This window comes from Bifidobacterium aemilianum (assembly GCF_003315635.1).
Taxonomy (GTDB): domain Bacteria; phylum Actinomycetota; class Actinomycetes; order Actinomycetales; family Bifidobacteriaceae; genus Bifidobacterium; species Bifidobacterium aemilianum.
Genome location: NZ_PDCG01000001.1, coordinates 432,975 through 459,071, shown reverse-complemented (window position 1 = coordinate 459,071; position 26,097 = coordinate 432,975). Strand labels below are relative to the sequence as shown.

At 58.8% G+C, this 26,097-nt stretch carries 25 protein-coding genes, 1 tRNA gene and 1 pseudogene; 8 read left to right on the top strand and 19 right to left on the bottom strand.

The genetic code is table 11. The annotated features are described in order from the left end of the window. Positions 1 to 10 precede the first annotated feature (10 nt). Positions 11 to 436: a (deoxy)nucleoside triphosphate pyrophosphohydrolase gene (locus CRD60_RS01955; protein ID WP_113859605.1), complete on the bottom strand. Its 426-nt coding sequence runs from the start codon at positions 434 to 436 to the stop codon at positions 11 to 13. Between the two features lie 276 nt (positions 437 to 712). On the opposite strand from CRD60_RS01955, the gene CRD60_RS01950 reads away from it, so the two are divergent. Beyond that, a complete protein-coding gene (locus tag CRD60_RS01950) occupies positions 713 to 1,828 on the top strand; it encodes a zinc-binding dehydrogenase (protein ID WP_113859604.1) in 1,116 nt (371 codons plus the stop codon). A 216-nt stretch (positions 1,829 to 2,044) separates the two neighbouring features. On the opposite strand, the gene CRD60_RS01945 is transcribed toward CRD60_RS01950, so the two are convergent. Further along, complete coding sequence (locus tag CRD60_RS01945) at positions 2,045 to 3,088, bottom strand: Gfo/Idh/MocA family protein (RefSeq protein WP_113859603.1); 1,044 nt, start codon at positions 3,086 to 3,088, stop codon at positions 2,045 to 2,047. A gap of 284 nt (positions 3,089 to 3,372) precedes the next feature. On the opposite strand from CRD60_RS01945, the gene CRD60_RS01940 reads away from it, so the two are divergent. Beyond that, complete coding sequence (locus CRD60_RS01940) at positions 3,373 to 3,804, top strand: very short patch repair endonuclease (RefSeq protein WP_113859602.1); 432 nt, start codon at positions 3,373 to 3,375, stop codon at positions 3,802 to 3,804. 68 nt (positions 3,805 to 3,872) lie between these two features. Here CRD60_RS01940 and CRD60_RS01935 read toward each other — a convergent pair whose 3' ends face one another. The 10 genes from CRD60_RS01935 to CRD60_RS01885 form a co-directional block, all read right to left on the bottom strand. Further along, the gene (locus CRD60_RS01935) at positions 3,873 to 4,592 is read right to left on the bottom strand and encodes a DUF4391 domain-containing protein (protein WP_113859601.1); all 720 of its coding nucleotides are present in this window, start codon (positions 4,590 to 4,592) and stop codon (positions 3,873 to 3,875) included. Between the two features lie 278 nt (positions 4,593 to 4,870). Beyond that, positions 4,871 to 5,380, bottom strand: coding sequence for an AraC family transcriptional regulator (locus CRD60_RS01930; protein WP_113859600.1), 510 nt, complete (start codon positions 5,378 to 5,380; stop codon positions 4,871 to 4,873). Positions 5,381 to 5,890: 510 nt separating this feature from the next. Continuing rightward, positions 5,891 to 6,613: an MgtC/SapB family protein gene (locus CRD60_RS01920; RefSeq protein ID WP_236630766.1), complete on the bottom strand. Its 723-nt coding sequence runs from the start codon at positions 6,611 to 6,613 to the stop codon at positions 5,891 to 5,893. Between the two features lie 51 nt (positions 6,614 to 6,664). Then, on the bottom strand, positions 6,665 to 8,500 hold the full coding sequence (locus CRD60_RS01915) for a HAMP domain-containing sensor histidine kinase (protein WP_161522168.1): 1,836 nt from the start codon (positions 8,498 to 8,500) through the stop codon (positions 6,665 to 6,667). 86 nt (positions 8,501 to 8,586) lie between these two features. After that, a complete protein-coding gene (locus CRD60_RS01910; RefSeq protein ID WP_113859597.1) occupies positions 8,587 to 9,327 on the bottom strand; it encodes a response regulator transcription factor in 741 nt (246 codons plus the stop codon). A gap of 149 nt (positions 9,328 to 9,476) precedes the next feature. After that, positions 9,477 to 10,289 (bottom strand): ABC-2 family transporter permease, encoded by an 813-nt coding sequence (locus CRD60_RS01905; protein WP_113859596.1) that lies wholly within the window; start codon positions 10,287 to 10,289, stop codon positions 9,477 to 9,479. A 40-nt stretch (positions 10,290 to 10,329) separates the two neighbouring features. Further along, entirely contained in the window at positions 10,330 to 11,181 is an 852-nt protein-coding gene (locus CRD60_RS01900; protein ID WP_161522167.1) for an ABC transporter permease, read from the bottom strand. After that, entirely contained in the window at positions 11,178 to 11,876 is a 699-nt protein-coding gene (locus CRD60_RS01895) for a lantibiotic protection ABC transporter ATP-binding protein (RefSeq protein ID WP_113859594.1), read from the bottom strand. The genes CRD60_RS01900 and CRD60_RS01895 overlap by 4 nt, the downstream gene beginning before the upstream one ends. A 152-nt stretch (positions 11,877 to 12,028) precedes the next feature. Further along, a tRNA-Arg gene (locus tag CRD60_RS01890) sits at positions 12,029 to 12,101 on the bottom strand. 172 nt (positions 12,102 to 12,273) lie between these two features. Then, on the bottom strand, positions 12,274 to 13,404 hold the full coding sequence (locus CRD60_RS01885) for an ATP-binding protein (RefSeq protein WP_269088588.1): 1,131 nt from the start codon (positions 13,402 to 13,404) through the stop codon (positions 12,274 to 12,276). A gap of 484 nt (positions 13,405 to 13,888) precedes the next feature. Between CRD60_RS01885 and CRD60_RS01880 the strand changes: the two genes are divergently transcribed. The 3 genes from CRD60_RS01880 (at position 13,889) to CRD60_RS01875 (ending at position 16,010) form a co-directional block, all read left to right on the top strand. Continuing rightward, the gene (locus tag CRD60_RS01880; protein WP_113859592.1) at positions 13,889 to 14,698 is read left to right on the top strand and encodes a DNA cytosine methyltransferase; all 810 of its coding nucleotides are present in this window, start codon (positions 13,889 to 13,891) and stop codon (positions 14,696 to 14,698) included. A 269-nt stretch (positions 14,699 to 14,967) separates the two neighbouring features. Further along, complete coding sequence (locus CRD60_RS08760; RefSeq protein ID WP_161522166.1) at positions 14,968 to 15,150, top strand: hypothetical protein; 183 nt, start codon at positions 14,968 to 14,970, stop codon at positions 15,148 to 15,150. Further along, positions 15,147 to 16,010, top strand: a complete 864-nt coding sequence (locus CRD60_RS01875) for an ABC transporter permease (protein WP_161522165.1) — start codon at positions 15,147 to 15,149, stop codon at positions 16,008 to 16,010. The genes CRD60_RS08760 and CRD60_RS01875 overlap by 4 nt, the downstream gene beginning before the upstream one ends. 128 nt (positions 16,011 to 16,138) lie before the next feature. Here the strand turns inward: CRD60_RS01875 and CRD60_RS01870 are convergent, their stop codons facing one another. The 5 genes and pseudogenes from CRD60_RS01870 to CRD60_RS09255 all read right to left on the bottom strand — a co-directional run. Further along, positions 16,139 to 16,831, bottom strand: coding sequence for a dihydrofolate reductase family protein (locus CRD60_RS01870; protein WP_113859590.1), 693 nt, complete (start codon positions 16,829 to 16,831; stop codon positions 16,139 to 16,141). Between the two features lie 24 nt (positions 16,832 to 16,855). Beyond that, positions 16,856 to 17,674 carry an aldo/keto reductase gene (locus CRD60_RS01865; protein ID WP_113859589.1) on the bottom strand — a complete coding sequence of 273 codons (819 nt, stop codon included), beginning with the start codon at positions 17,672 to 17,674 and terminating at the stop codon, positions 16,856 to 16,858. Positions 17,675 to 17,746: 72 nt separating this feature from the next. Beyond that, positions 17,747 to 18,214: a MerR family transcriptional regulator gene (locus CRD60_RS01860; RefSeq protein WP_161522164.1), complete on the bottom strand. Its 468-nt coding sequence runs from the start codon at positions 18,212 to 18,214 to the stop codon at positions 17,747 to 17,749. Between the two features lie 133 nt (positions 18,215 to 18,347). Further along, positions 18,348 to 18,464, bottom strand: coding sequence for a DNA-3-methyladenine glycosylase I (locus CRD60_RS09260; protein WP_269088587.1), 117 nt, complete (start codon positions 18,462 to 18,464; stop codon positions 18,348 to 18,350). A gap of 109 nt (positions 18,465 to 18,573) precedes the next feature. Continuing rightward, a pseudogene (locus CRD60_RS09255) lies at positions 18,574 to 18,684 on the bottom strand (DNA-3-methyladenine glycosylase I); the annotation flags it as partial. A 585-nt stretch (positions 18,685 to 19,269) separates the two neighbouring features. On the opposite strand from CRD60_RS09255, the gene CRD60_RS01850 reads away from it, so the two are divergent. Then, positions 19,270 to 20,409 carry an endonuclease/exonuclease/phosphatase family protein gene (locus tag CRD60_RS01850; protein WP_113859587.1) on the top strand — a complete coding sequence of 380 codons (1,140 nt, stop codon included), beginning with the start codon at positions 19,270 to 19,272 and terminating at the stop codon, positions 20,407 to 20,409. Positions 20,410 to 20,497: 88 nt separating this feature from the next. Here the strand turns inward: CRD60_RS01850 and CRD60_RS01845 are convergent, their stop codons facing one another. Both CRD60_RS01845 and xseA read right to left on the bottom strand, forming a co-directional pair. Continuing rightward, positions 20,498 to 20,836, bottom strand: a complete 339-nt coding sequence (locus CRD60_RS01845; protein ID WP_113859665.1) for an exodeoxyribonuclease VII small subunit — start codon at positions 20,834 to 20,836, stop codon at positions 20,498 to 20,500. An 82-nt stretch (positions 20,837 to 20,918) separates the two neighbouring features. Further along, positions 20,919 to 22,184 (bottom strand): exodeoxyribonuclease VII large subunit, encoded by a 1,266-nt coding sequence (gene xseA / locus CRD60_RS01840; protein WP_236630782.1) that lies wholly within the window; start codon positions 22,182 to 22,184, stop codon positions 20,919 to 20,921. A 452-nt stretch (positions 22,185 to 22,636) separates the two neighbouring features. Here xseA and nrdD point away from each other — a divergent pair, with 452 nt between their 5' ends. Further along, positions 22,637 to 25,027 (top strand): anaerobic ribonucleoside-triphosphate reductase, encoded by a 2,391-nt coding sequence (gene nrdD / locus CRD60_RS01835; RefSeq protein ID WP_113859585.1) that lies wholly within the window; start codon positions 22,637 to 22,639, stop codon positions 25,025 to 25,027. Between the two features lie 231 nt (positions 25,028 to 25,258). Beyond that, positions 25,259 to 25,966: an anaerobic ribonucleoside-triphosphate reductase activating protein gene (gene nrdG, locus CRD60_RS01830; protein WP_113859584.1), complete on the top strand. Its 708-nt coding sequence runs from the start codon at positions 25,259 to 25,261 to the stop codon at positions 25,964 to 25,966. Positions 25,967 to 26,097 lie beyond the last annotated feature (131 nt).

The window sequence follows — 26,097 nt, the reverse complement described above, 5'->3', positions numbered from 1 at the left end:
ATCTATGCCCTCATCGCTTATTGTTCATTCCTTGGATAAGCATTCGCGCTGCTGGTCGATCAGCCGGTGCCCACTTCAGCTCACTGAGCTCTTGCGGACTAAGCCATTTCAACTGGCTATGCTCGGTCAATTGCGGTTCACCTTCGACAAGTCGACATTCAAAGACGGTGAGTATGACTCGTCCGAATTTATAGTCATAGTGGCTCGAACAGATTCTATCCAAAACCGCAATCCGGCAGTTGAGTTCCTCCTGTATTTCTCTTACCAATGCCGCTTGAGGTGTCTCGTCAGCTTCGATCTTTCCCCCCGGGAATTCCCAATAGCCTGACAGAGTTTTGCCTTCACCCCGTTCAGCACACAGGATTTTCTCGTTCTTCACGATGGCGGCGCCAACCACATGCAATAGTCGTGGAGTGGCTTCACTGGAATCTGCCATATTCGATCTTTCCGTATCTTGTCCTGCTATTGGAAGACATATGTGAAACAAGGGAATCCTGGTCCGAGACCAGGATACAGCGTCAAAGCCAGGAAACTGCCGGCAGGAATACATAATTCTCTAGACGGTCCACTCGCTTTAGTTGAATCGATAACGGGGTGAAGCCGCTGACACGCTGCCGGCGTACATGGTTCGCTGTTGTGGTTTGGCGTTAGAATGGGCTTGGATTTCTGAAGTGATGGAAATCACATTATATGAGCTATGAAGGAGCGTGTTATGCCTCAGAAGATTAAGGCTTCGATCGCATACGGTATTGGTAAGGGCTTTGCTCAGCCAGAGGAGATTATCATTGACGACCCCAAGGGTGCCGAGGTTCTCGTTGATGTTCAGGCTTCTGGTCTGTGCCATTCTGACCTGCACCTGGTCGAGGACGACGATCAATTCTTCCCCTTCCCGGCCGTCATCGGCCATGAGGTTGCAGGCATCGTTGAGGCCGTTGGCCCCGAGGTCGAGGGCATCAAGGTCGGCGACCATGTTGTAGCATCCCTGGAGCAGGTCTGCGGCCATTGCGCAAACTGCCTGAAGGGCCAGCCCCAGTCCTGCCTGCAGCAGCAGGAGTGCGTGCGTCCTGCCGGCGACACCCCCCGTCTGTCCTTCCCCGATGGACGGCCCATCACCCAGGCCTTCGGCACCGGCGGCTTCGCCGAGAAGGCCCTGATTCACGAGAACCAGTTGGCTGTCGTCAACAATGATGTGGCCTGGGACCAGGCCGCATGCATCGGTTGCGCCACCATCACGGGCGCTGGTGCCGCCATCAACACGGCCCACGTTCGCCCTGGTGACACCGTGGCTGTCATCGGTACCGGCGGCATCGGTCTGAACATCATCTCCGGCGCCAGAATCTGTGGTGCCAAGAAGATCATCGCCATCGACCTGCTGGACAACAAGCTGGAGTTCGCCAAGAAGTTCGGCGCCACCGATGTCATCAACTCCAAGAACGAGGACCCGGTCGCCAAGGTGCGCGAGCTGACCAACGGCGGCGTTGACCAGGCCTTCGAGGCCATAGGCGTCACCTCGGCCATGAAGCAGGCCTGGGACATGCTGGGCGTGGGCGGTACCGCCTACCCGATTGGCCTGGCCAAGCCTGATGCCACCATCGAGCTGGAGATCAACCCCGCCGACCTGCTGGTCCACCAGCGCGGCTTCAAGGGTGTCTGGATGGGGTCCACCAACATCAAGCACGACATCCCCATGTATGCCGACATGGCTGTCGATGGCCGCCTGAACATGAAGGATATCGTCACCCAGCACATCAAGCTGAACCAGATTGATGAGGCCTACAAGCAGCTGGTGGCCGGCGAGGTCATCCGCTCCGTCATCACTGAGTTCTGATCGTCGCGTAAGAGGTTGCCATAGGGCGTTTGCCCGCCGTGGCAAGTACCTCACAGAGAAGCTGCCGGGTCAATGAGTGATCATTGCCCGGCAGCTTTGCATATGTCGGTTGAGGGTTGTTCCCAAACGGGACCTATCTAGCCGCTTTGTTGGCGTCCCCCTCACGGCTGAGGTCTCACCGGCCATGAAATTCCAGCCTGCGGTGGATCGGCGACCTTACTCGAAGGGGTAGGTGAGCTTCCAATCGGCACGGATGCGGTCCATGAGCCCCATGATGCGCAAGGTGTCGTCGTGGGGCATCTCCGGGCATTCGCTCCGGCCATCCAGAATCGCCTGAGCGGCCGCAGCCACCTCATACTCGTAGCCGGTCAGTTGGTCTGGTACTGGGACCCGACGTTTGAGCTGGTGGTTCTGGTCGTAGATGTTGATGGATTCCACATTGTTCACGTTTTTGCAGACCATGTAACCTTCGGTGCCCCAGATGGAGCCGCGCCGGTCGGAGGCGGTGAGCATGGAGCAGGAGGATACGGCCATGATGCCGCCCTCATAGTAGAGGGTGATGGAGCTTTGCGCGTCGACGCCGGTCTCATAGGCTTGCATGGATGTTTCGATGCGTTCTGGTGTGCTGCCGCCCATGATCATGTCAATGAAGTTCAGGGGGTAAACACCCACGTCGAGCAGGGCGCCTCCTGCCAGGGCCGGGTCTGTCATCCGTGCCTTCCCGGTGACCGGGTAGCAGAGGTTGGCGTCGATGGCTTTGACTTGGCCGATGACTCCTGAATTCAACAGGTCGTTGATCAGGGTACGGGAGGGCATATAGCGGGTCCAGATGGCCTCGGTGCATAGGAGGCCGGACTTCTTGGCCACGGCCAGCAGCTGTTCGGCCTGCGGCCTATTGGCGGTGAAGGACTTCTCCACCAGAATGTTCTTGCCGGCCTCCAAGCAGAGCCTTCCTTGCTCGGCGTGGAGGTTGTGGGGGGTGGCGATGTAGACCAGGTCCACCTGGGGGTCGGCCACCAGTTCCTCGTATGATCCATAGGCGACCGGAATTCCGTAGCGGGCCGCGAACTGGTCGGCCCTGCCCTTGTCCCTGGCTGCGACGGCATAGAGGGAGACCAGCTTGGAGTAGCGGTCGTCGGCCTGCATCTTAATTAGGGTCTCGGCCATGGTCCGGGCTATACGTCCGGCTCCAAGAATGGCCAGCTTGACCAGCTTCCCCTCTTCCAGGGCCTTCATCCCCTTGCCGTTCATTGTGCTCATGATTGCTCCTTGAATGTGCTGCGTCGTCTGCACGGCTTTCTGTGATACATCCTAGTCCGGGGGGCTTCCGCTGGACTGTTCCATCCAGGGGCCATAATGGCAGGGTGGACCACAGAACGCAGCATGACCCCGCCGGGCCTACCGATCCGAGTGGGCGGAAGCAGGTTCGGAAAGATCGTACAGCCGGCCGCCATGGCTCCGCTGACAAGGCCGGTTCCGCCGTCGCTGCCAAGGTCCAGCCAGCAGACAAGGCTGTTGGGCAAGACAGAGCTGTTGCGCAAGCGATGGGAAAGGCCGAAAAGTACGCCCGGGGTACCCGCAGCTACACCATGTCCCGCATCCGTGGCAAGGACACCTCCATTGAGGTTCTGGTCCGCTCCTACCTCTTTTCGCGCGGCCTACGCTTTCGCAAGAACGACAAACGCTACCCTGGTCATCCTGATCTAGTCCTGCCCAAATGGCGGACCATGGTCTTTGTGGATGGCTGCTTCTGGCATATGCACGAGGGTTGCAGGAAGTTCAGAATCCCCAAGTCCAATGTCGAATTCTGGACCACCAAGCTCCTGCGCAACCGCGATCGGGACAGCCAACAGCGCCAGGATTTGCAGGCGGCCGGCTGGCGGGTTATCCGGGTCTGGGAATGTGAGCTGGCCAAAGACCGGCGGGAGGAGACCCTGGAAAAGCTCTACAGGCACATCGTTGCGCCCCTAGAATAGGGGGGCGTTCGGCCAGGCCACCAATCCTCGGCTGATGGAGGCGCTGGCCGGTCGGGGGGCAATGGTGGTCAGCCCTCCAATTGCGCCAGTTGGGCCCGTAGCTTGTGGAGCTTGGCGAAGATCTCATTGCGCTGGGTCGGGTTCTTGGCCCGGGCATGGTCCTTGGTGAGTTTCTCCTCCTCCAGATGCAGGGCCTTGATCTGGTCCCTGGCGGCGATGCGCTGGTCCAGGTCCTTGCTGTCGGGTTGGCCGAGAATGGCTTGCGAACTCAGGCTTTCCCAGGCCTCGTCCATGTCGGAGCCGAACACTTGCACACTGATTGCCTGGGCGGGCTGCCAATCCCCGGCAAAGACCTTCAGGCGCTGCTCGTGCCCGGCCCTACCCGGCAAGGCGCGCCGTACCGCCAGAGCCGCCTCATAGTTCGGGGTGCTGGCCTGGTCTGGGGCTGTTCCCTTGCGCAGGCACAGGAAGAGTATGCCAGAGGGCCTCATGCCGGCGATATGGTCAACGATCTCAGAGGGGAATTCCTGGCAGTTGAGCTCCAGGCCGATGACCAGGATCTCCTTGACCCGCTTGCCCTCAGCCAGGCCCGTATTGGCCGGCCGCAGCAAGGCCAGCATGCTGATGGACTCGATGTCCTTGCTGAACCGCTGCTTGAGCTTGGCTGATAAGGGTCCCTTGGCCATGAAGACCTGCTTGGGCAGGGTGCCCTTGTCGGCCGGCAGGACGGTGGAGGCCGGTAGCCCCAGGGTCAGTGCACTTATGGGGCCACAGGATGAAGGAGTCATCGTCGACCTTTCGTTCGAGGGCCCTGAGTCGTGTTGCCCGCAACACGCCAGTGGAGCCAGTTCTACCATCATCAATCCCTTGCAATGCTAGCGCATCGCTTCGGCCCTGTCATGGAAGGAAGCCCCAGCGCCACTGCTTCTTGCTTATTCGCTGACGGCTGGTGGGTGCTGTTGGCTCCAGAGGGTCCGGTATTCCTTGGGTTTCAGGCCGTATTCCCCCACGAAGGGCTTCACCAGGCTTGATGTGTTGGGAGAACCCGAGGCTTCGGCGATGCCGGTCAGGCTTTCGATGGATCTATCAGGCGATGGTGGGCATCATCCAGCCGTCTGCTGGTTATGTAGGCTCTGAACCCTTTGCCTGTCGCCATCTTGAAGAGCCTGCTGAAATGCATACAGCTGTAGCCGAAATCGTGCGCCGCACCCTGCTCGCTGAGCGGTTCGGCGTAGTGGGTGTCAAGGTATCCCAGTATCTGCATGACCAGGTTGCGGTCCTTGTGTAGGGATTCCGGCTTGCGTACACCGGTGGTGAATCTGCTGTAGAGCAGGTGGAGGATGGCATAGAGCGTCGAGTTGACTTGGAACGTGGCGGCTCGGCCTGCCAGCTCTTTGGCGTGTAGGAGGGCGTCCATCAGGTCGTTAAGGGTTTTCGGGTCCTCTGTATGGGCCTGTGGGGTGTCCAAGGAGAAGAGGCATCGGTCCGCGAAGGGGTAGATCATGCTGATGGCTTCATGGTTGACCGTGATGGAGATGATCGTCGCCGCTTTCTTGGCATTGTTGTAGGTCTCCACCTGGTGGAGGTCGTATGGACTGATGATGAGGCTGTCGCCGGCTTGGAGGCGGTGGCTCTCGCCGTTGACGATGAATCTCCCCCGCCGCTGAAGGCATGGACCAGTTCCAGCCCCCGATGCCAGTGGGTGCCGACCAGCTCATGGTTGTCTTGGTAAAGGATGACCAGGGCCGGATACCCGTCGGGATAGACATTCTCCCTCAGGTTATCTGGGCTGATCGCCTTGTTGTCGACGCTTGTCGTGAATTTATCCATTCCCCACAGCTGGTGTGTTTGTGGCTCATGAATTAGTCCCGGTAGGCTGCGAGACCTGCGATCAGGCGCTCACAGCCTTGGGCCACTTGGAATTGGGGGCAGGCCACGTTCATGCGGACGAAGTGGCGACTCTTGCCGCCAAACCGGGCGACGGGGGAGAGTATGAGGCTCTGCCGGGTTTTCAGATATCGCAGAGGGTGTCGGTGTCGGCGGTCAGGGCCGAGCATTCTATCCACAGTAGATAGGGAGGGAATACTTACTCGTTGTCTTTGATGCCGGTGATGGAGGTGATACCATCCAAGGCGTTGATCTCCGCAATCAGTGATTCAAGGTTGCTGCCACGAATCTCCAGGTCGGCGGAGACGCCCGACTTGTCGCCCGAATAGCGGCTGCCCACCTTGTCTGTGGAGTTCTGTGTGGAGAAGCCCTCGACCATGACCCCATGGGCTGCGCAGACTGTCAATATCTTCCTCAGGACCCCATGTCCGTCCACATATTCGATATGTAGGGTGCTATCGCTGGACAGGCTTACGGAGAAAAATCGGGAGATGACCGGGAAGAGCAGAACCACCACAAAATAGCAGACGGTGCAGATGACGGACTGTATGATCATGCCGGCACCGCAGGCCGAGCCCAGGGCCGCTGTCAGCCAGATGGAGGCGGCTGTGGTCAGCCCCCTGATGCGGGAACGTTGCATGAAGACCACGCCTGCGCCGATGAAACCGATGCCGGAGACAATCTGCGCGGCGATTCGTGAGGGGTCCAGCCTGACCAGGTCCGCAGCCAACACATCATTGAAGCCATACTTGCTGATCAGCATGAAGAGGGCTGATCCGAGGCCGACCAGGGCATGGGTGCGAGTGCCGGCATCCTTGTGCCGGGCCTGGCGTTCCACGCCGATGGCGGTGGAGAGAATGAGCGCCGAAAGCAGGTCGATGGCCTGCCATCCCCACGATGCTACATTGAGGTCCAAAATCACGCACCTCCTATGGTCGTTTGTCAATATCTAATTAAGAGTAAAAGTTTACGGCTAGGGGCAGATTTGCCTGCAAGAGGACATACGGGTATGGGGCGCTGTTGTTGGTATGCGCCGGTGGGAATGGTCTGACTCACTCCTGTGGCCACCGGTGAGGGGAAGCTTCATGGTGACTTGGGCACCACGTCCTGGAGCCTGGTTGCTGATGTGCAGCGATCCGCCTGACTCCTCCGCTATGGAGCTGGCCGCTGACAGGCCAATGCCGTGGTGGTTGCCGGAGTGTTTGTCATGATGCTGTCTGCTGGCATCGTCCTGGTAGAGCCATTCCTTGCCGTAGGTCAAAGCCTCTTGCGAAAAACCCGGCCCCTGGTCGCTGATGGTGATGGTCAGCATAACGTACTGACTGTGGTCTTCTGCGCAAGAGGCATCGTGGCCGTCAAATGGATCCTCCTGGTCCGCCCGCAGTCTCCTGGCATATGCAGGTCCGCCCTCGCCTGCTTGCTGCGTCTGGAAGGGGGTGTCGCTTTGCGCTTCCAATTCACAAGGTGTAATGGACCATGAGATGCTGACCTGACCCTGGGCTGGCGAATGGTCGGAGGCATTGGCCACGATGTTCATCAGGGCTCGTGCCAAGTCTTGCTCCTGACCGCAAACATGGCCTTGCAATTCCTCCGGCAGACGCTGTATGTCCAAAGCCAAGCTCCGTGTGGACAGATAGCCGCGGGCTTGAGCCTCCACTGTCTGGCTGAGTCTGGCCACGCTGACCAATACAGGCTTTTTGGTCTCTCTTGTGGAACTATGGCTGATGGCCTGGGCGTACTGCGCAAGCTCCCCGGCGCCATCCTCTATAAAGGCCAGGTAGGCTTTCTGCCCGTCGTCCAGCTTGCTCTCGCCAAGGAGCTCGGCGTTGCCCTGAATGATGGTGAGCGGGGTCTTCAGGTCATGGACCAGGGCCGCCACCTGCCGGCTTTGAGCCTCCTGGGCCGACCATTGAGACTCCAAGGAATGCTTGAGGGCGTCCCTCATCTGGGCGAAGGAGTCCAGAACATGGTTGATCTCGCGGACGTTGGTGCGGGGGAGTTGCGCGTCCAGATCCTGCCGGCCGATGCTGGCCGCCACCTGCTCGAATGCAGACAGCTTGCGGGTGATGAGCCGGGCGGCCCGCAGGCCAATCACAAGCAGTATGACCAGGGCTGCAAGCAGGAGGAGGCTGATGGTCAGGGTCTGGGGGTTGGGGTAGCGGTCGCGTATCTGCTTGGAGGACCATTGTGGCACAGGCTCATAGGCCAGTAGGCAGAACTGGCCTCCAGCGGTGTGGAAGACTTGGTAGGACCGGTTCGGGTCTTCCTGGGATGGCTGTGGCTGGGATCCGTCGATGGCTCTGGAGTCCTTCGGTGCCTTGGTGTGACCGTCGCTTTCATCTGCCTGTTCGCCGGCGGCGCTGGATGCGCTGGCATCCTGTGAGTGATCGTGAAGGTATGCGGCCATAGTGGCATCGGCGCCGGGAACCATCGTGGCCTTCATGTCGCCCCCGACGGGTTTGCCGGACTGGTCATAGAGCCTGTACCAGTAGGCGGACGGAATCATGTCGTCGCTGATGGTTTCGGCCCTGCTGATCTGCTGGCCAAGCTTGGCGATGTGGCGCTCGCCATAGTTGGCGTAGAGGATGCTGCCTCCCTGGGCATGGAACCAGAAGACATAGGTGCCCACCAGGAGGATCGCCATGGCAAGGAGGACATAGAAAAAGTAGCGGATGATCAGGAGGGCTATGGGTTCCTCCCAGCGGCTGGTGCGACCTGGGGCCCGACGCTTGCCCGCCAGGGTTTGGCGTGACAGCGAGGAATCCGTGCCGCTTTCCCCGTCTGCCGCCTCGTGACTCGGTGTTGCCATTGCCATCCCTCCCATGCTTTCCCGACCTACCCGTTCTTGGGCTGCTCTTGCCTTGCCCCTGCTGTTGGCCCGCTTTGGTTCCTTCATCAAGCCACCCACTGGTAGCCTACGGACCAGATGGTTCGTATGGGGTCCATACCCAGGGCCTTGAGCTTCTGCCGGGCCTTGCTGATATGCACCCGGACGGCCGCGGATGCTCCCTGCGGGTCCTGGCCGCCCCCAAGGTCAAGGTCGTCCTCCCGCTGCAAGCAGGCCTCCCAGATCTGGGCCCGTGAGTAGGCCCGCCTGGGGTGCTGGGCCAGAAAGGCGCAGATGCGGTATTCGGCATCGGTCAGTTGGGCGGCAGTTCCATCAACCAGGAGTTCCCTAGCCTGCAGGTCCACCGTCAAGTTGCCGAAGGTCAGAGCCTGGTGCCCCTGCTTGCGGTGCTGCTGCCCCAGACTGGCCCTGACCTTGGCTCGGAGTTCGGCCAGGCCGAAAGGCTTGCGCAGGTAGTCGTCCGCACCGAGCCCATAGGCCAGGATGGCGCTGTCCTCGTCGGTCTTGGCGGTCAGAAAGAGAATGGGGCAGGTCACATGCTCACGAATCCTGCCGATGAGGGCGAAGCCGTCCAGGTGTGGCATCATGACATCGCAGAGGATGAGGTCTAGGGGCTTGAGGTCCATGCCCAGCACCTGACGTGGGTCGTTGATGACGGTGACCCGGTGGCCGTCCTTGGACAGGGCGGCCATGAGCAGGGTGGTGATGCGGCTGTCGTCGTCAATGACCAGGATCCGGGCATGCTTGGGTGACCGCACCTCTTCGTCTGGGTTTGGGCCTGTTGCCATATCAGTTGTCCTTACGATGCTTGTCTTGACGGCAGCATGGGTAGGCCGGACCGAAAGTGGTGGTGGAACTGGCGAAGTCCTGGCTGCTCGGCCCGCCTACCTGCTGTAATCCCAGTCTAAGCATGCTGTAATCAGTGGCCATGCCTCGCCTACTCACGAGCCCTGCGACGGTCCTCGAAGTGGCCAATCCACAGCAGTAGTGCCACAGCCAGGGCCAGCGTGAAGACCAGGCAGGGAAGCAGATTGCCCAGAAGGGCGGCTTGCAGTAAAACCTGGTCCCTGCTGGCGCTGGGAAGCCCATGGATGATGGCCTGCTCAATGCCCAGGGAGCCAAAGCGCGTGGGCCAGGTGAAGGGGATCCACGAGCTCGGGCCGGGTGCCGCCAGGCCGGTCAGGCTATGGCTGAAGAGTCCATTGAGCATGCCGCCCAGGGAGGCGATGGCGATGCCGGTTCCGGCGACCCCGATGCCAATGGTCGCATTTCTGCCCAGGAGCATGGCCAGGAGCACCGCCAGCATGTACAGGCAGAGGGAACTTGCCCAGGTCCCGACCGTAGCCAGCAGGTAGGAGGACCAAGGTAGGCCGCCCCGCCCCGCGATGCCCAAGATTGCAGCGAAGGAGACCGCCGCCAGGGCAAGAGCCAGAAGACCCAGGAGCCAGAGCGCCAGTATCTTGCCGACCAGGGAGACCTGTCGGTTGGGAGTCCCCAGCAGGTTGGCCATGTCTCCTGCCTCCCGCTCGGTGTCCAGGTTCAAGGCGCAGACAATGGCGACCATGAGTGGTATACAGGCACCCAGTATCTGGAAGACCGCATCGGCGCCAAAGCGCGGGTCGTAGGGGGCGTAGGCGACGAAGGCTCCACAACCCAGGCCGGCCGCGAGTCCGCAGACCAGGTGGAGGGGTATCAGAAAGGAGCCGGTCATTCGTTGGAGTTCCGAACCCAGGGCACGGAGGAGAGTCATGTGTGCTGTGGTGGAGCGGTGCCTGTCTTGCCCTCGCGTGTCAGTCAGCCTCCTTGCCGGAGAACCAGCGGGCAGTCAGCATTGATAGCAGTACAAAGACCAGCAGGCAGACTGCCAGTCCGATAAGGCTGTGACCGCTGAAGCTGGACAGCTCGGTCTTGATGGGGCTGGGGTCCTCGATGGCCATGGGCACCCCGTCGGGCATGACCTGGAGGAGGGGAGCGGGCAGATTGAGCAGGTCGCAAGGGGGCAGGTAGGGCCAGATGCCGACCTGACTCCAGCAGCTGATGGACACGATCAGGTCGAGGCCCAGGGGAAGGGCGATGCCTGACAGAGTGCCGAAGCGAGTGGTCAGGGCCAGGCTGAGGGGAATCATCCAAGCGCCGGCTATGACCAAGACGGCGATTGCCGCCAGCAGACTGCCGACGCTTGGTCCCTGCAGGCCAAGGCTGACGGTGGCCAGGATGGAGACACCCAAGGCCAGGACCACCGAGCCCAAGGTCAATAGCAGGCAGTAGAGGATCTTGGCCCACCAGACGGATGCGGGTGAGGCGGGCAGGGCCAGGGTGGTCCGCCAATGCTGCTTGGAGTCGATGGCGGCCACAGAGGCCGATATGAGGATGATGGTGGTGGGCAGGAGGAGCGCGTACCAGTAGTTTGTAAAACTGGGATTCCAGCGATGCCGGCCTAGGCCCATGTAGACGACCATAGCGACCAGGGGCAGGGGGAAGATGAGGGTCATCATGCGGGGTGCCGCCGCCTTGCCCTTGAGGATCTCGGCCTTGAAGACCCGGGAGAAGGGAATGCTGGAGGCTGAGGTCTTGGAAGGCTGCCCACTATATGGACCGCCTGACGTCTCGGTTCGTAATGACTTGAGTGCTGCCTGTCTCATTGCTGCGCCTCCCTGCATACCTCCATGAAGATGCCTTCCAGATCCTGGTCCTGCCGCAGCTCCTGCTCGTAGGCCAGACGGCCCCCGGCGATGATGCCGATATGGTCGGCCATGAGCGATACCTCGGAAAGGATATGGCTGGAGACGATGACGCTGATGCCTTGGCTGGGGAAGGAGCGGACCATGCCTCGAAGTTCCTCAATGCCGATGGGGTCCAGGCCGTTGGTGGGTTCGTCCAGGATCAGCAGCTTGGGACTGGTCAGCAGAGCGTTGGCGATGCCCAGCCTCTGCTTCATGCCCAGGGAGAACTGACCGGCCTTCTTCCTGCCGGTGGCGGTCAGTCCGGCAAGCTGCAGGACCTGGTCGATGCGCTCCTCAGGTAGCCCGAAGAGGGTGGTGCGCACACGCAGGTTCTGCCGGGCAGTCAGATTCGGGTAGATGGGAGGCTGCTCGATCAGGGAGCCGATCTGGTAGAGGTCCGTGCGGCTCCACGGGTGGCCATCCACCAAGATCGAGCCACCGTTGGGCCTGAGCATGCCAGTCACCATCTTGAGCGTGGTGGACTTGCCGGCTCCGTTCGGCCCCAGCAGCCCGTAGACCCCGCCTTCGGGTATGTGCAGGCTCACCTGGTCCACTGCCTTCTGTCCCTGGCCAAAGACCTTGGTCAATCCTTGCGTTTCCAACGCATAGGCCATCTTGTTCTCCTTTGTTGTGCTGACAAGGAACAGGCTAGGGGGAGAACATAAAGAAAGATAAAGTTGGCCAATGATCGTAATGATCTTGACTTGTGGTTCTTGGAATTTCGCGATGCCGGGGAATTGGGCCACTTGCCGTGGCGGAAGCTTTGTGCCCGAGATCGGATTCGAACCGACGACACCCGCTTTAGGAGAGCGGTGCTCTATCCCCTGAGCTACCCGGGCAACGACTGATATTGTACACGACCCATAGGCTTTTGGCCGTGCGGGTCGTTGAAGCCGAAGGTGGCCTCCCTCGGCTTTGGGAAGCATGAGGCGAATACCTTCGGCAGCTACCTGTTCAAGGTGTCAACAATGGCAACGACGGCGCAATGACCAGCCTCTTCCAGTTCCCCTCTCACACCACTATTTGTTCCAAATCGGCTATGGTCAGGACCTGGCCGTGGCGGGTGGTGAAAGACTCGGAGCCGCCATATAGCAGAACTCGTTGCTCGATCGGTATATTCATGAGGTCACCTAGGGAATCGATGTTGGCAAAGGCGTGGGGATTGTAGGTGGTTGAGGCCTTGACCTCCACCAGGAATCGGATTTGGCTGCCTTGCTCTATTACTAGGTCTATTTCCCTGCGGTTGGAATCTCGCCAGTAGTAAAGCTGGGGCTCTTTGCCTTGATTGTAGTAATGCTTAAGCAGTTCGGAAACCACCAGGTTTTCAAAGAGATGGCCGCGCAAAGGCTGGTTGAGCAGTATGTCGTCGCTGGAGGTCAGGCCAAGTAGATGGCAGGCCAGACCTGTGTCATAGAAGTAAAGTTTGGGTGTTTTGACCAGGCGCTTGCCGAAATTGCGATAGTAGGGCCGCAAACGGAAACAGACGAACGCCGCTTCCAGGAGGGAGAGCCAGTCTGATGCTGTGGCAGGACTGATTTGAGCCGCGGCCGCCAGTGTCGAATCCGCGAAATGCTCGCCGATCCGTGTGGCACACAAGTGCAGATACCGCTCGAAATCAGCGATTTTCCGAACTCCCAGCTCGTCTCTGACATCGCGTTCCAAGTAGGTGTGCAGATAGGTGTGGAAAAAGGCGCTGGCCGGCATATCCGAGTGGTATAGGCGCGGATAGCTGCCCCGGAGCATGTAGCGGTCAATCGAACTGGGGGCTTGCTTAGACCGATTCGCTTCAGCGTACGAGAAGGGCAACAGGTGGGCCAGCCCCATACGCCCAGCCAAGGACTGGGAGACCGTCTTGAGCAGAAGGAAATTCTGGGACCCTGTCAGGATGAACTGGCCCGGCTCATCGGTCTCGTCCACAACCCCTTGCAGGTAGGAGAAGAGCGATGGCGCGCGCTGAGCTTCATCGAAAATGACATGCTTGTGATAGCGGGTCAGGAAAGCGCGCGGATCATCAAGTGCCAACTGGCGGATGTCCGGATTTTCCAGCGATACATACTCGAAATCACTAAACATATGGCGGGCCAGAGTCGTTTTCCCGCTCTGTCTGGGACCAGTGAGACTCACCACTGGGAACCACTGCATATAGCGAGACAGCACCGTCTCAATATCCCGTGGAACCATAGCCATCTCGCTATCCTACTTTCGAATTAACATGAGTACTACTAATAATTCAACCTAAGGCTATTTACAATTTATCATATAGTCTATTTGGATCTTAGTATAAATCCTATTGCTGTCTGCATTCCTTGTATGGGAAATGAAATGATTCGCCTACAGTCATAAAACCGCGGGGATAAGTAGTTTCTTTCTATGAAGGCCGAACTTGGATAGTGGTCAGGAAAATCCTGCCCAATAGAGTGAACCGAAAAGCTGTAGATGCTTCAGGAGGCACTAATTTCCATTAATGATGAAATTCTGAGGTCGAGCATATTTGAATGACAATTACAAATGAGTGTTTATGAAAAGTGCTAGTAAGGTATTCGATGTATGCTATTACATCATAATAGATGAGAAGGAGTGCTATGTCCCCGAATATGACACCAACCTTCATTGATATTTTCGCGGGATGTGGCGGATTGGCGACTGGTCTGGTACGTGCGGGCTGGAATCCTTTTTTGCTATTGAGAAGAGTTCTGACGCATTTATGACTTACAAGCACAATCTCATAAAATGTGCTGATGATTGGGTGTGGCCGAGCTGGCTTCAAAAGGACTCTAACGATATTAATATAGTTCTCCGGGAGAACAAAGAAGATTTAGAAAAGCTACGAGGTACCGTGGATCTCGTAGCAGGCGGTCCACCATGTCAAGGTTTCTCGATGGCAGGCAAGCGGGATTCTGAGGACTTGAGAAATAAATTAGTTAGGTCGTATATACGATTTATCAGAATCGTACAGCCTAGGGTGATCTTATTCGAAAACGTTCACGGTATTATGGTTCGTTTAGCTGCCGAGAGGAGGAAGGGTAAGACACTAATCTACTCTCAGTATATTGAACGTTCATTGAGACAAATGGGATATGCGGTTGCATATAGAATTATTGATATGTCTGAGTTCGGAATTCCTCAAAAGCGCAAACGTTTTATTCTTGTTGCGATCAAGGATGGCATAGTTTCACCAGACAGCGTCTTTACCAGTTTGGAAAGTAACGCGAGTTCGTTCTGCGCTCAAAAAGGTATAAAACGTAGCACAACTGTTAAAGAAGCGATTAACGATTTACTCTACTCGTCCGGGCACATAAATAGTCCCGATACAAGAGGATTCGAATCCGGAATATACGGCAAAGCTACATGCTGGGCTCTCCGCCCTGGCTGGCTCGCTCCTGGGCCTGATGCTCGGGCTTGTTGGCATCTCCAGCACGGCCTTCCCTCTGCTTGAACAGATGTACGTCATCCCCTCATATTCCTTGTCGGCCAATTGGCTCCTGGCGGTGGTGGGCATAGCCATTGTCCTGGTTACCATCGTGGGAGCGGCCTGGCGCACATGCTCATGAGAACTCAAAGAAGGCCCGGCTGTCTTCATGCGCCCCCAGTCTCCCAGGACCGTAGGCAGAATCCTCCTGCAACGGGTCTGGTTCATTTGGAAGCATCTGTCCTTTCTCAACAAGGTGACCGCCCGCAACCTCTTCCGCTACAAAACGCGCCTTCATGAGCATCTTCGGCGTGCTGGGCTGCACGGCCCTGGTGATGGTCTCCTTTACCTTGAAAGATACCATGCTGAGCCTGCCCGACCAGCAATACGGAAGTACCTACACATACGACGCCATGGCCATCACCAGTCCAGTCTCGACCAGAAGGCAACCCAAAAGCTTGCTGACAATGATGGTGTGAGTGAAACCAAGCCCATCATTGTCAAAGCCATGACCCTGAGCGCACAGGATAGCTCCAAGTCGGGCTCGTCCATGAACGATGGTGGGGCCGGCCTGACTCAAGTGAGCCTACAATTGATTGTGGTCCCCGATGGTCAGAGCCTGGATGGATATATCTACCTGGAACAAGCGCAGAAGGCCAAGAGTCCGTTGACGCTCCCTGATTTGGGGGCCCTGCTGACCGTCAACGCAGCCAAGCTCCTGAATCTAGAACCAGGCTCCAAGGGTTTGGCGGAGGACGACCTCCATCAGGGCCACAGCGTTACCATCGCCGACATCACCAACAACTACACAGGCAACAGTCTCTACATGACCCAGTCGGCCTACGAATCAGCCTTTAACGCAGATGGCGCCAGCAACAGGCATGGTTCCGACGAACAATCATTCAAGACCAACGCCTGCCTCATCAAACTTAAAGGCGACGACCAGATGAAGATCGCCACCGCCAAAGACCTTGAACAGGACGAGACCGTCCCCTCCGTGGTCAGCAATCAGCAACTCAAGGAGGACTTCACCAGCAACTACGCCATCGTCAAGGTCCTGGGATTCCGCCGTGGTGAAGTCCACTCATACGTCAACAAGGAGACCTTCATGCTCACCATGCCCGGCATAGCCCTGGGACTGCCGGTAGGCTGGGGCCTGACCTACCCCATGGTCGGCATGATAAAAATGCCTGGCATCCACTTTGAGGTGCAAACTTCCCCACTCGGCTGGCTGATTGTGGGGTTCCTGGCCTTGGTCTTTGCGCTAGCAGTCATGCTCATCACCAACCGCAGCCTCGACCGGATTGACATGGTCGAATCGCTGAAGAGTTCGGAATGACGTCCTTATGATGTTGCTGCTGACGATCGCAGTGCATAGGATTTGCAGGCCTGGTGTTCGATGAATAAGCGCATGCGGCTCCCCATCGTAATGGACGACATAAGCGGCTGAGTGAGGAGTATGGGGCTCTACTTGCTGAAGATCATTGTTAGTCCGCCATCGGCGAGTTGCTTGACCGAGGAGATCGAGAAGTGGTCGTCGATGAATTCGCCCATGGTGTCGAAGCTGCTTTTGGTGGAGGAGTCCCCGCTGACGTAGGGAAGGACGACCAGGGAGATCTGATCGACCAGCCTTGCCTTTAGGAAGGCGCCGTTGATGATCGAACCTCCGCTGATGACGAGCCTGTCGATATTGAAGGACGCCTTCAGCTTGGTGAGCACCAGTTCGAGGTCAAGATCCTCCTCGCCGCCGATGAGATAGGGGATCTCCATGGACCGCAGGAAGGCCAGATACGCTTTGGGCGCCTTCTTGCTGACGACTTCGATCACCCGGTTATGCCTGCCTCCATACTCGTTGTAGTTGACCTCCCAGCCCATGCGTCCCTTACGGTCCAGGCTGACCTGCCAGGTATCGGCATGTATGTCTGGCAGCCAGTCCTCGTATTCGATGCCGTTCTCGCTGAAGCCAGATAGGTCGAGGGTGCCCTTTGCATTATAAGTGGCAACCGTGGTGGCCCCATTGGCGTTCGCACTGCCCAGCTTGAAGAGCTCGTCGTTGTAGAAGGCGTCGGTCTGCTTGATGTCCGGCTGTCGTTCGTAGGGTCCGTCGATTTTCCCGTCGATGGAGACCAACATATGAATGGTTACTTGTGCGCGGTCCATGATTTCTCCTTATCCATGCCCTCTTTAGTAGCGTTCCTGCATCATTGATTCCGGCCAGCCGCTTACCGGCTGTGACCGGTCGAGTCCGCGAACCCGGTCGATCTCGTCCGCGGTCAGTTCGAAATCAAAGATGTCCAGGTTCTCCTCGATGTGCTTCGGATTGGTGGAGCGTGGTATGACAACGATATCCTCCTGGGTGAGGAAGCGCAGCACCACTTGGGTGATTGATTTCCCGTGATTGGCGCTGATTTCTCGCAGTGTCGGCTCCTCCTTCAAGGAGTCAACCCTGTGCGCCAATGGTGACCATGATTCATGGACGATGCCCTTCCTCTCCAAGAAGGGGTGCATCTTCTTCTGCTGCCAGTGGATGCTTGTCTCGATTTGATCGATCATGGGGGCTATGGATGTCTGCTGGCAAAGGTCCTCGATCTGTTCACTGTTGAAATTGCTGACACCTATGGCCCGCAGCTTGCCGGCCTTATAGGCATCCTCAAGGGCTCGATAGGTTCCGAGATTGTCTCCGTTCGGCCAGTGGACCAACATGAGGTCGAAGTAGTCAAGGTCAGACCTGCCAAGGGAGTCGTCTATGCTTGCCAGGGTCTGCTCATAGCCTTCGGTCTTGGTCTTCGAGGTGATGAACAGGTCCGCACGGTCAATGCCGCTTGCTTTGACTGCCTGGCCGACTTCCCTCTCGTTGTGGTATGCCTGGGCTGTGTCGATGCTCCTGTATCCCAGGGAAATGGCTTGGCTGACGGCCCTGCCTGTTGCCTCTGGTGGGATTTGGTAGGTGCCGAACCCGATTATTGGTATGGTGACGTGCTCAGTGAGGGGTAGTGTCTTCATGATATTCCTTTCTTCCAGGCTGATGTTTTCAATCCGGGCGGATGATGTGAAGACTAAGAGCTGGAGTCGGCTCTAGGGCAAATCCTCGTCGGTGAGTCCTGCTTGGTGACTTTCCATGAGTTTATCGATTTTTCCTGCCCACTCCTCCTGCCATGTGTCCAGGCTTCCTTCTTCTATTACGGCATCGTAGTAGCGAATTTTCTCGTCAATGATGTCCCAAGACCTCTTCAGTTTCTTGATTTCGCTTTCGACCGCCTCTTTGCGGTTCAGGAATATGTTCCTGCGTTCCTGGACCGAATCCATACCTTCATCGACCAGAACCAGATACCGTTTGATCTCATTGAGGGACATACCCGTGTCCTTGAGGCACTGGATTATCTGCAAGGTCAGGAGATCCATGGGTTTGAAGGCCCTGCTGCCTTTGGAATCGCGCTCAACGAAGGAGAGGAGGCCCATTTTGCTGTAGTAGCGCAAGGTATGGGTGCTGATGCCAGTGATGGTGCTGACCTCTGAGATGCTGAGCCGTGCCTTTTGTTTCATGTAGGTCATACTATCGCGACGCTTGTCTTGGATACCTCCGTGGGAGGTGCCTAGGAGGTCGGGACAATCCGCTCTTGGAGGCCGAAAACCCCGCTGTGTCTGCATGGTCATCGGGCCGGACTATGGACCGCCTTCACTCCGAACCAGAGTACTTGAAGCAGGAGGTCAAGTGGTCGTTGAGGACACCGGTGGCTTGGAGGTAGGAGTAGACGATGGTGGAGCCTACGAACTTGAAGCCTCGCTTGCGCAGGTCCTTGCTGACCCGGTCGGAGAGGGGAGAGTAGCAGGGGACCTCCCCGGACGGACTCCCAGTGGTCTATGGTCGGCTTGCCCTCCACGAAGGACCAGAGGTAGCTATTGAAGGAATCGAATTCGTCCTGAACGGTCATGAAGGCCTGGGCGTTGCTGACGGTGGGGCGGATCTTGAGCCTGTTGCGGATGATGCCAGGGCCGACTAGGAGAGCGGCGATCTTCTCCTTGGAGTAGGAGGCGATGGTCCGGTAATCGAAGTGGTCAAAAGCGACATCGAAGGCCTAGCGCTTAAGCGGGATCAGCGGCCAGCTCAGCCCGGCCTGCTTCCCATCCAGAATCAGCAGTTCAAGGAGTTGCGGTCATCAAGCTCGGGGACGCCCCACTCATGGTCATGATAGCCCATCACCAACACATTGTCTTGAGCCCAATCACACCGCGCGACTGTCATATCATCCTCGCTTTCCCAGATTCTTCCCACCGCCAATGCCGGTTTCCCAATGCCCATAGATGTCCTATAGCCTAAGGCCGGGAAGAGAATTTTGCCTATGGGCATATGACCTTGAGAGGTCCTGATATCGCGCAAGGTCTGGATTCGGGCGAACCTAAACAAGAAGCCGTTCATTATGTTTCGCACTCCTGCAAAGGACAGGCCAACTCTGGTGTGTTCAGTGGCTTAATCAATCCAAGGAGGTGGTAAGAAGGCGAGTATGGTATGACACGGCTCAGGTATACGAGGCGTTTCTGGGATTGTCTGCATTAAGCTAATGGGCCTAGACAGGTCGGTTGGAATCGAAAGGGTGTTGATGACAAAGAGCGTGAGCAGGGCTGGAGTCGTTAGAGGCAAAGGGCCTCAGCCTCGGGCCCGTACCGGTAAGTGGCGCAAGACTAATGGGGCCAAGTCCTCTGTTGCCGCTTTCGCCGATAAGAGACCCAGGCGGAACCAGCGAAACCGCCTTCTGGGCGTGCTGGCAGCCCTCCTTACCCTAGTCGGCCTGGTCTCCGTTCTGGTCCGTCTCCTGCCAGCTGACCTTCAGGCCCTACCCTGGCTGCCGGATCTTGTGGCACTGACCCCCTGGTTCCTCATCCCCTCGGTCCTGGCTCTGATTCTGGCCCTGCGTGCCAAACGCTGGTTCGTTGCCCTGGTGGCCATCCTGTGCCTGTCCGTGCAGGTTTACTGGCAGTATCCCTTCTTCTCGGCCGGCCAGTGCCTGCCCCAGGAGGCCATGGAGGCCGTATCGCAGGCCAAGGCCAACCACAGCGATGCATATGCCCGGGTCATGACCTTCAATGTATACAAGGGGCGGGCTGATGCCAAGGCCATTGTGGCGCTGGTCCGGGAGCAGCGGGTCGAGGTCTTGGCCCTCCAGGAGACGACCAGGCCCTTCATCGACCGTCTGGAGGCGGCGGGGATTGAGGACTACCTGCCATACTCCCAGGTGTCGTCGGCCGATGGCAGATACGGCAACGGGCTCTGGTCGGCCACCGAGATGACAAAGCCGGCCGATGACGATGTCGATTCCCGCGCCTCCCTTATGCCTGGTGGCACGATCAGGTTCAAGGAGGGACAGGTCTCCATCCGCTTCGTCTCGGTTCATACCACCTCGCCTTCGCCGGGGCAGTGGGAGGCGTGGAGGCAATCGCTGGATGATCTGGCCAGGCTCACATCGCGCACAGACCGACGCTATATCCTCATGGGCGATTTCAACGCCAGTAACGACCATGCCCCCTTCCGGTCTGTGCTGGCGGACCGGTTTCAGGATGCCGCCCTTCAGTCAGGTCACGGGCTCACCCTCTCCTGGCCCGCCGACCGGGTAGGGGTTCCGGCCTTCGCAGCTATCGATCACCTGATTCTGGACCGGGGTATCACCGCCGGTCAACTGGAGATGGTCCGCATCGCAGGGTCCGACCATAAGGCGCTCTTGGGTACCATCGCAGTGGACTGAGGTGATGCCAATCCTTCTTGGATAAGACATCAGGGCGGTCCCGGGTGGGTATCATCCGGGACCGCCCTTGCGAAGTCGGTCTGGGGTCCTAGTCCAAGTTGGACTGGGTGCCGGCCGTGGATGCGGTGGCCGCCTGCTCCTCCTGGGCGGCGTCGAGCTTGGCCCGCACATCATTGAGGAGGGACTGGGCCCGCTTGGCCAGGGCCTCACCGACCTCCCACTGGCGCATGGACTGGTCCAGGTTGAGCCCGCCGGCCTCCAAGGCGCGCACGGCCTGAATGAGCTTGTCGCGGGCCTCCTCGTAGGGCATCTGGGCGATTTCCTGCCGCTCCTTGTCGCTCAGGCTCGAGGCCGGCTGCTCGCCGCCCTGCTTACCTGTGGCCTTCTTCGCTTCCTTGGCTTCGGTGTCCTGTGCCTGCTCTGCCATGATTGTTGCCTCTCTGTGCTGCTGAACATTGTAATGGTCGTGAATGATTGGGGTGGGCATGAAGCGCCCTGGGTTGGCCTTCCTAGCCTTCTGGCAGGGCGCTTTCGGCCTTGGCCACCACGGCGCCCTTTCTGAGGGTCAGGGTGAGCCTGTCGCCGGCCTTGACCCTGCCGGCCTCGTCCAGCACATGCCCGTCGGCGGTCTGGACCACCGCGTAACCCCTGTCCAGGGTGGACTGGGGGCTGAGGGCCGTCAGGCTGGCCTGGAGCTTCTCGATGGTCAGTCCGGCGTCGTCGACGATCCGGGTCAGCCCCATGTGCATCTGCTGACGTGACTGGTCTATGAAGCGTTGGTGGGGTTCCAGCATGGTCTGGGGCTGGGTCAGGCTGGGCCTGCTGGCATAGCCTTCAATCAAGCGAATCTCATTGTCGACACCGGCGCTGACCCTCATGCGCATCTCCTGGATGGCGCCCCCTATCAGCTGCCATTGCTCGTGGACGTCCGGCACCACCTTCTTGGCGGCGTCGGTGGGGGTGGAGGCGCGCAGGTCGGAGGCCAGGTCAATCAGGGTCCAGTCGTCCTCGTGGCCCACGGCTGAGACGATGGGGGTCTGGCAGGCTGCGGTGGCCCGCACCACGCCCTCGTCGGAGAAGCCGATCAGGTCCTCGAAGCTGCCGCCGCCACGGGCCACGATGATGACGTCGACATCCGGGTCGGCATCCAGCTTCTGGATGGCGGCGATCACATCGGGAGGGCATTGGGGCCCCTGGACGTGGGCATGAATCACCTTGAAGCTCACGGCCGGCCAACGCAGGTTGACATTGGTGATCACGTCGCCTTCGGCCCGGGCCTGGGGGGCGCAGATGAGTCCGATGCAGGAGGGGAATTCCGGCAGTTCCACCTTGTTGTCCGCGTCGAAGAGGCCTTCGCCCTTGAGCTTCTTGCGCAGTTCGTCGATCTGGGCCTTGAGGTCACCGGCCCCGATGCGGCGAATGTCGTCGGCCTGGAAGCTCAGCCGTGTGGCCTTGACCCATATGTTGGGTCTGCCGTGGACCACCACCCGGTCGCCCTGGCGGAAGTCCTTGGCCAGGGCCACGAAGTTGCGAAAGCCCATGACCGATATGGAAATCTCTTCGAAGGAGTCACGCAAGGTGATGTAGCCGGAGGATGCCCGGCGCATGTTGATCTCGACGATCTGCCCTTCGATCCAGGCGCCTGGCCACCGTTCCACGGCATCGTGGTACTTCTGGCTGACGACGCTGACCGGCCAGGGGTTCTCGGCAGTGGTGTCCCGGGCGAGCCTTGGCAGCTGGTCCAGTGGCTTGGGACCATTCGAGATGCTGTCCATGGCGTTTGATTCCCCGGACGGTTGTTGCCCGCCCGCTGCTGGTCCGCCCATTGCGGCTGATTCCTGATAAAAACGCATAGCTCTAGATTCCTCTGCAAGGGGGACATGAGCATCGCCGGTGAGTGCGCCCCGCTATGGCGGCCTGGATCATCTTCCAAGGAGGCTTGATGGGGGCATGGTCAGGGTGGTGCGGCCCTTCGCATTATCGAGTAGGGGAGGACCGACACACCCCTCCTCGGAGTGTCATAAATCGCGCCGCTGTCGTTTTGGCAGTATTTTGCCAAAAGTACTATATCTGGGTAAAACGCATCGCTAGTTGACTAGATATTGTGGTGACCTTGCGATAGAGTTATCTTGCTTACACAAAGTACAGGATTGTAGTTTGGCCGGTATGGACCGGCGGATTACCTGTGGTTTCGACCGGCTTAGACCGGCCGCAGGGAAGGATTGCGATGGAGACTCAGCTTCAGGATGCGCCCGTGACCAAGATCGCTCAGGACGTGGTGCTCGTAGAGAAGCGTGACGGTCGTGTGGTCGAGTTCGATCCGATCAACATCATCAGCGCGGTCAAGTCCGCCTTCGAGGATGTGAACACCCCCGTGGGCCCCGATGAGGAGCGCATGATTAGCCAGTTGGCTGCCCAGATCGAGACCGAGATTCGCAACCGATACAACGGCCCCGCCAAGATTGAGGACATCCAGAATCTGGTCGAGCACGGGCTGATAGACGAGCACTTCTACGATGTGGCTCGCAACTACACCTCCTACCGCCTGAACAAGGACATCCAGCGGGCCAAGGCAACGGACGTCAACGAGGCCGTCTCCCGTCTGGTCAACCATGACGAGTCCCTGGTGCGCGAGAACGCCAACAAGGACTCCAACGTCTACGCCACCCAGCGTGACCTCCTGGCCGGTGCCGTCTCCAAGGCCTCGGCCTTCTCTATGCTGCCGGATGCCGTCGCCAACGCCCACATGAAGGGCGACATCCACTTCCACGATGCCGATTACTCACCCTTCACGGCCGAGAGCAATTGCTCCCTGCCCAACTTCGGCGACATGCTCAAGCACGGCTTCGAGCTGGGCAACGCCATGATGGACTCACCCAAGTCCATCGGCACCGCCTCGACCCAGATCACCCAGATCATCAAGGATATCGCCGGGGCCCAGTACGGCGGCCAGACCGTCAACCGCGCCGACGAGATGCTCGAGACCTACGCCAAGCGCGACTACGACAAGAATCTGAAAATGGCCCGGGCCATGATTCCCGACTCCACCCCCGTGGAGGCAGCCAGAAACATGGTCAACGGCCTCAAGTCCCAGGAGCCCGACAACCTCCACTTCGATGACCGCGAGCCCCTGCCGGCCGACGAGGCCTTCGACACCTCCGCCTCCGAACTGGAGCAGCTGCGCGAGATCTACGCCAAGATCATGACCCGCAAGGCCATCTACGACGCCATGCAGACCATGGAGTACCAGATCAACTCCAACCGTGTCTCCAACGGCCAGACCCCCTTTGTCACCGTGGGCTTCGGCCTGGGCACCTCCTGGTTCGCCCGGGAGATTCAGCGGGCCATCCTCCTCAACCGCATCCGCGGCCTGGGAAAGGACCGCCACACGGCCATCTTCCCCAAGCTGGTCTTCACCATCAAGCACGGCATCAACGCCGACGAGGGTGACCCCAACTACGACATGAAGCAGCTGGCCCTGGAGTGCTCCACCAAGCGCATGTACCCCGATGTGGTCTTCTATGAGAACATCGTCAAGATCACCGGTTCCTTCAAGGCCCCCATGGGCTGCCGCTCCTTCCTGCAGGGCTGGATCAACCCCGAGACCGGCGAGGATGAGGAAGACGGCCGCATGAACCTGGGCGTGGTGTCGGTCAACATTCCCCGCATCGCCTTGGAATCCCACGGTGACAAGGACCGCTTCTGGAAGATCTTCAATGAGCGGATGGATATTGCCCACGAGGCCCTGGCCTTCCGCATCAAGCGCTGCAAGGAGGCCACCCCGGTCAACGCCCCCACCCTCTTCCGCTTTGGTGCCTTCGGGCGGCTGGATGCCGACGGCAATGTGGACGACCTCTTCAAGAACGGGCGCGCCACCGTCTCCCTGGGCTACATCGGCCTGTACGAGACCACTTCGGTCTTCTACGGCAAGGACTGGATACGCGATCACGCCTGGGATCCTGAAGGCAAGAAATTCGCCCTGTCCATCGTCCGCCGCATGAACGAGCTCTGCAAGCAGTGGTCCGCCGCCGAGGGCTACCACTATTCGGTCTACTCCACTCCCGCCGAGTCCCTGACCGACCGCTTCAACCGTATGGATCGGGCCAAGTTCGGCAAGGTCGAGGGTGTCACCGACCATGACTTCTACACCAACTCCTTCCACTACCCGGTATGGCTTCAGCCAACCCCCATGGAGAAGCTGGACTACGAGAAGGATTTCCCCTACCTGGCTTCGGGCGGTTTCATCAACTACTGCGAGTTCCCCTGCCTGCAGCCCAACCCCAAGGCTCTGGAGGCCGTCTGGGATTACGCCTACAACATCGGCATCGGCTACCTGGGCACCAACACACCGATCGATCACTGCTTCGTTTGTGGTTTCGAGGGCGACTTTGAGCCCACTGAGGACGGCTTCAAGTGCCCTGAGTGCGGCAACTCCGACCCCAACAAGTGCAATGTGACCAAGCGCACCTGCGGCTACCTGGGCAACCCTGTCCAGCGGCCCATGGTCCACGGGCGCCATGAGGAGATCGCGCACCGGGTCAAGCACATGTCCGGCGAGACCGGTCATGTGACCCTGTCAGACGGTTCAGATCGTGAGTGGTACGAGGAGACCAGGTAGGTCTCCGGCAGCTTGAGCTGGTTGGTTGAGGCCACCAGGCTCAGGACTCGACGAGGAACATTGAATGGCGGCATAGGGCGGTCTGCTTACGGGCGGCCGCCCTTGTGCAAACGTGCGGTGGCAGTCTGCCGGACCGCCTGCATGAGGTTTGCCTGGGCAGGTACCGTGAGACCAGCAGATCCATCAGTCGATGACAGGCACGTGCGGCAGTGAAGAAGGAGGCTGGCAGCCATGCCAACAGCACAGGGTAAGCTCCACGACTTTGCTGCGGGGGGGCAGGACCGTGGCCCTTGGATTCCCACCGACCTCAGCAACAACCCCCGCGCTGGCCAGTGGACCAGTGAGAAGATGAGCCATGGCATTGTGGCCGACTATAAACGCAACATCATGACTGATGGTGAGGGCATCCGCTGTTCCATATATGTCTCCGGCTGCCCCTTCCACTGCGTGGAATGCTACAACTCGTCGATCTGGGACTTCCAGGCAGGCCATCCCTATACCCGGGACCTTGAGGACCGCATCATTGCGGACCTGGGCCAGTCCTTCATTCAGGGCATCACCTACCTGGGCGGCGAACCCCTGCTGAACACCGGCATCCTGCTCAAACTATCCAAACGCATCCGTCAGGAATTCGGCCACACGAAGGATATCTGGTGCTGGACCGGCTACACCTGGGAGGAGCTGAGGCGGCCGGGGGAGAGCCCAGACAAGATGGAGTTGTTGGGCTATATCGACATTCTGGTGGACGGCCGCTATATCAAGACCCTCCATGACAATCTCCTGCAATTTCGCGGTTCCAGCAACCAGCGGATTCTCGATGTTCCCAGGTCCCTCGAATCGGGCAAGCCGGTCATCTGGGCCAAGCTCCATGACCAGGAGCGGTTCATACCCGAGGTCTACGGCAAGGACCGGGCCGCTGGCGAGGGCGACGCCAGCTGAGGAGCCGACCTGCCTGAACTACTGGATCCCTGTTTGCTGCAGGCGGCTAGAGTCAAAACTTACTAAGTCTAACCGCAACTTTCGCAGCGCGCCAGAGCCCAGGGGTATACAGCGTTGCTTCTGTGAGCTGA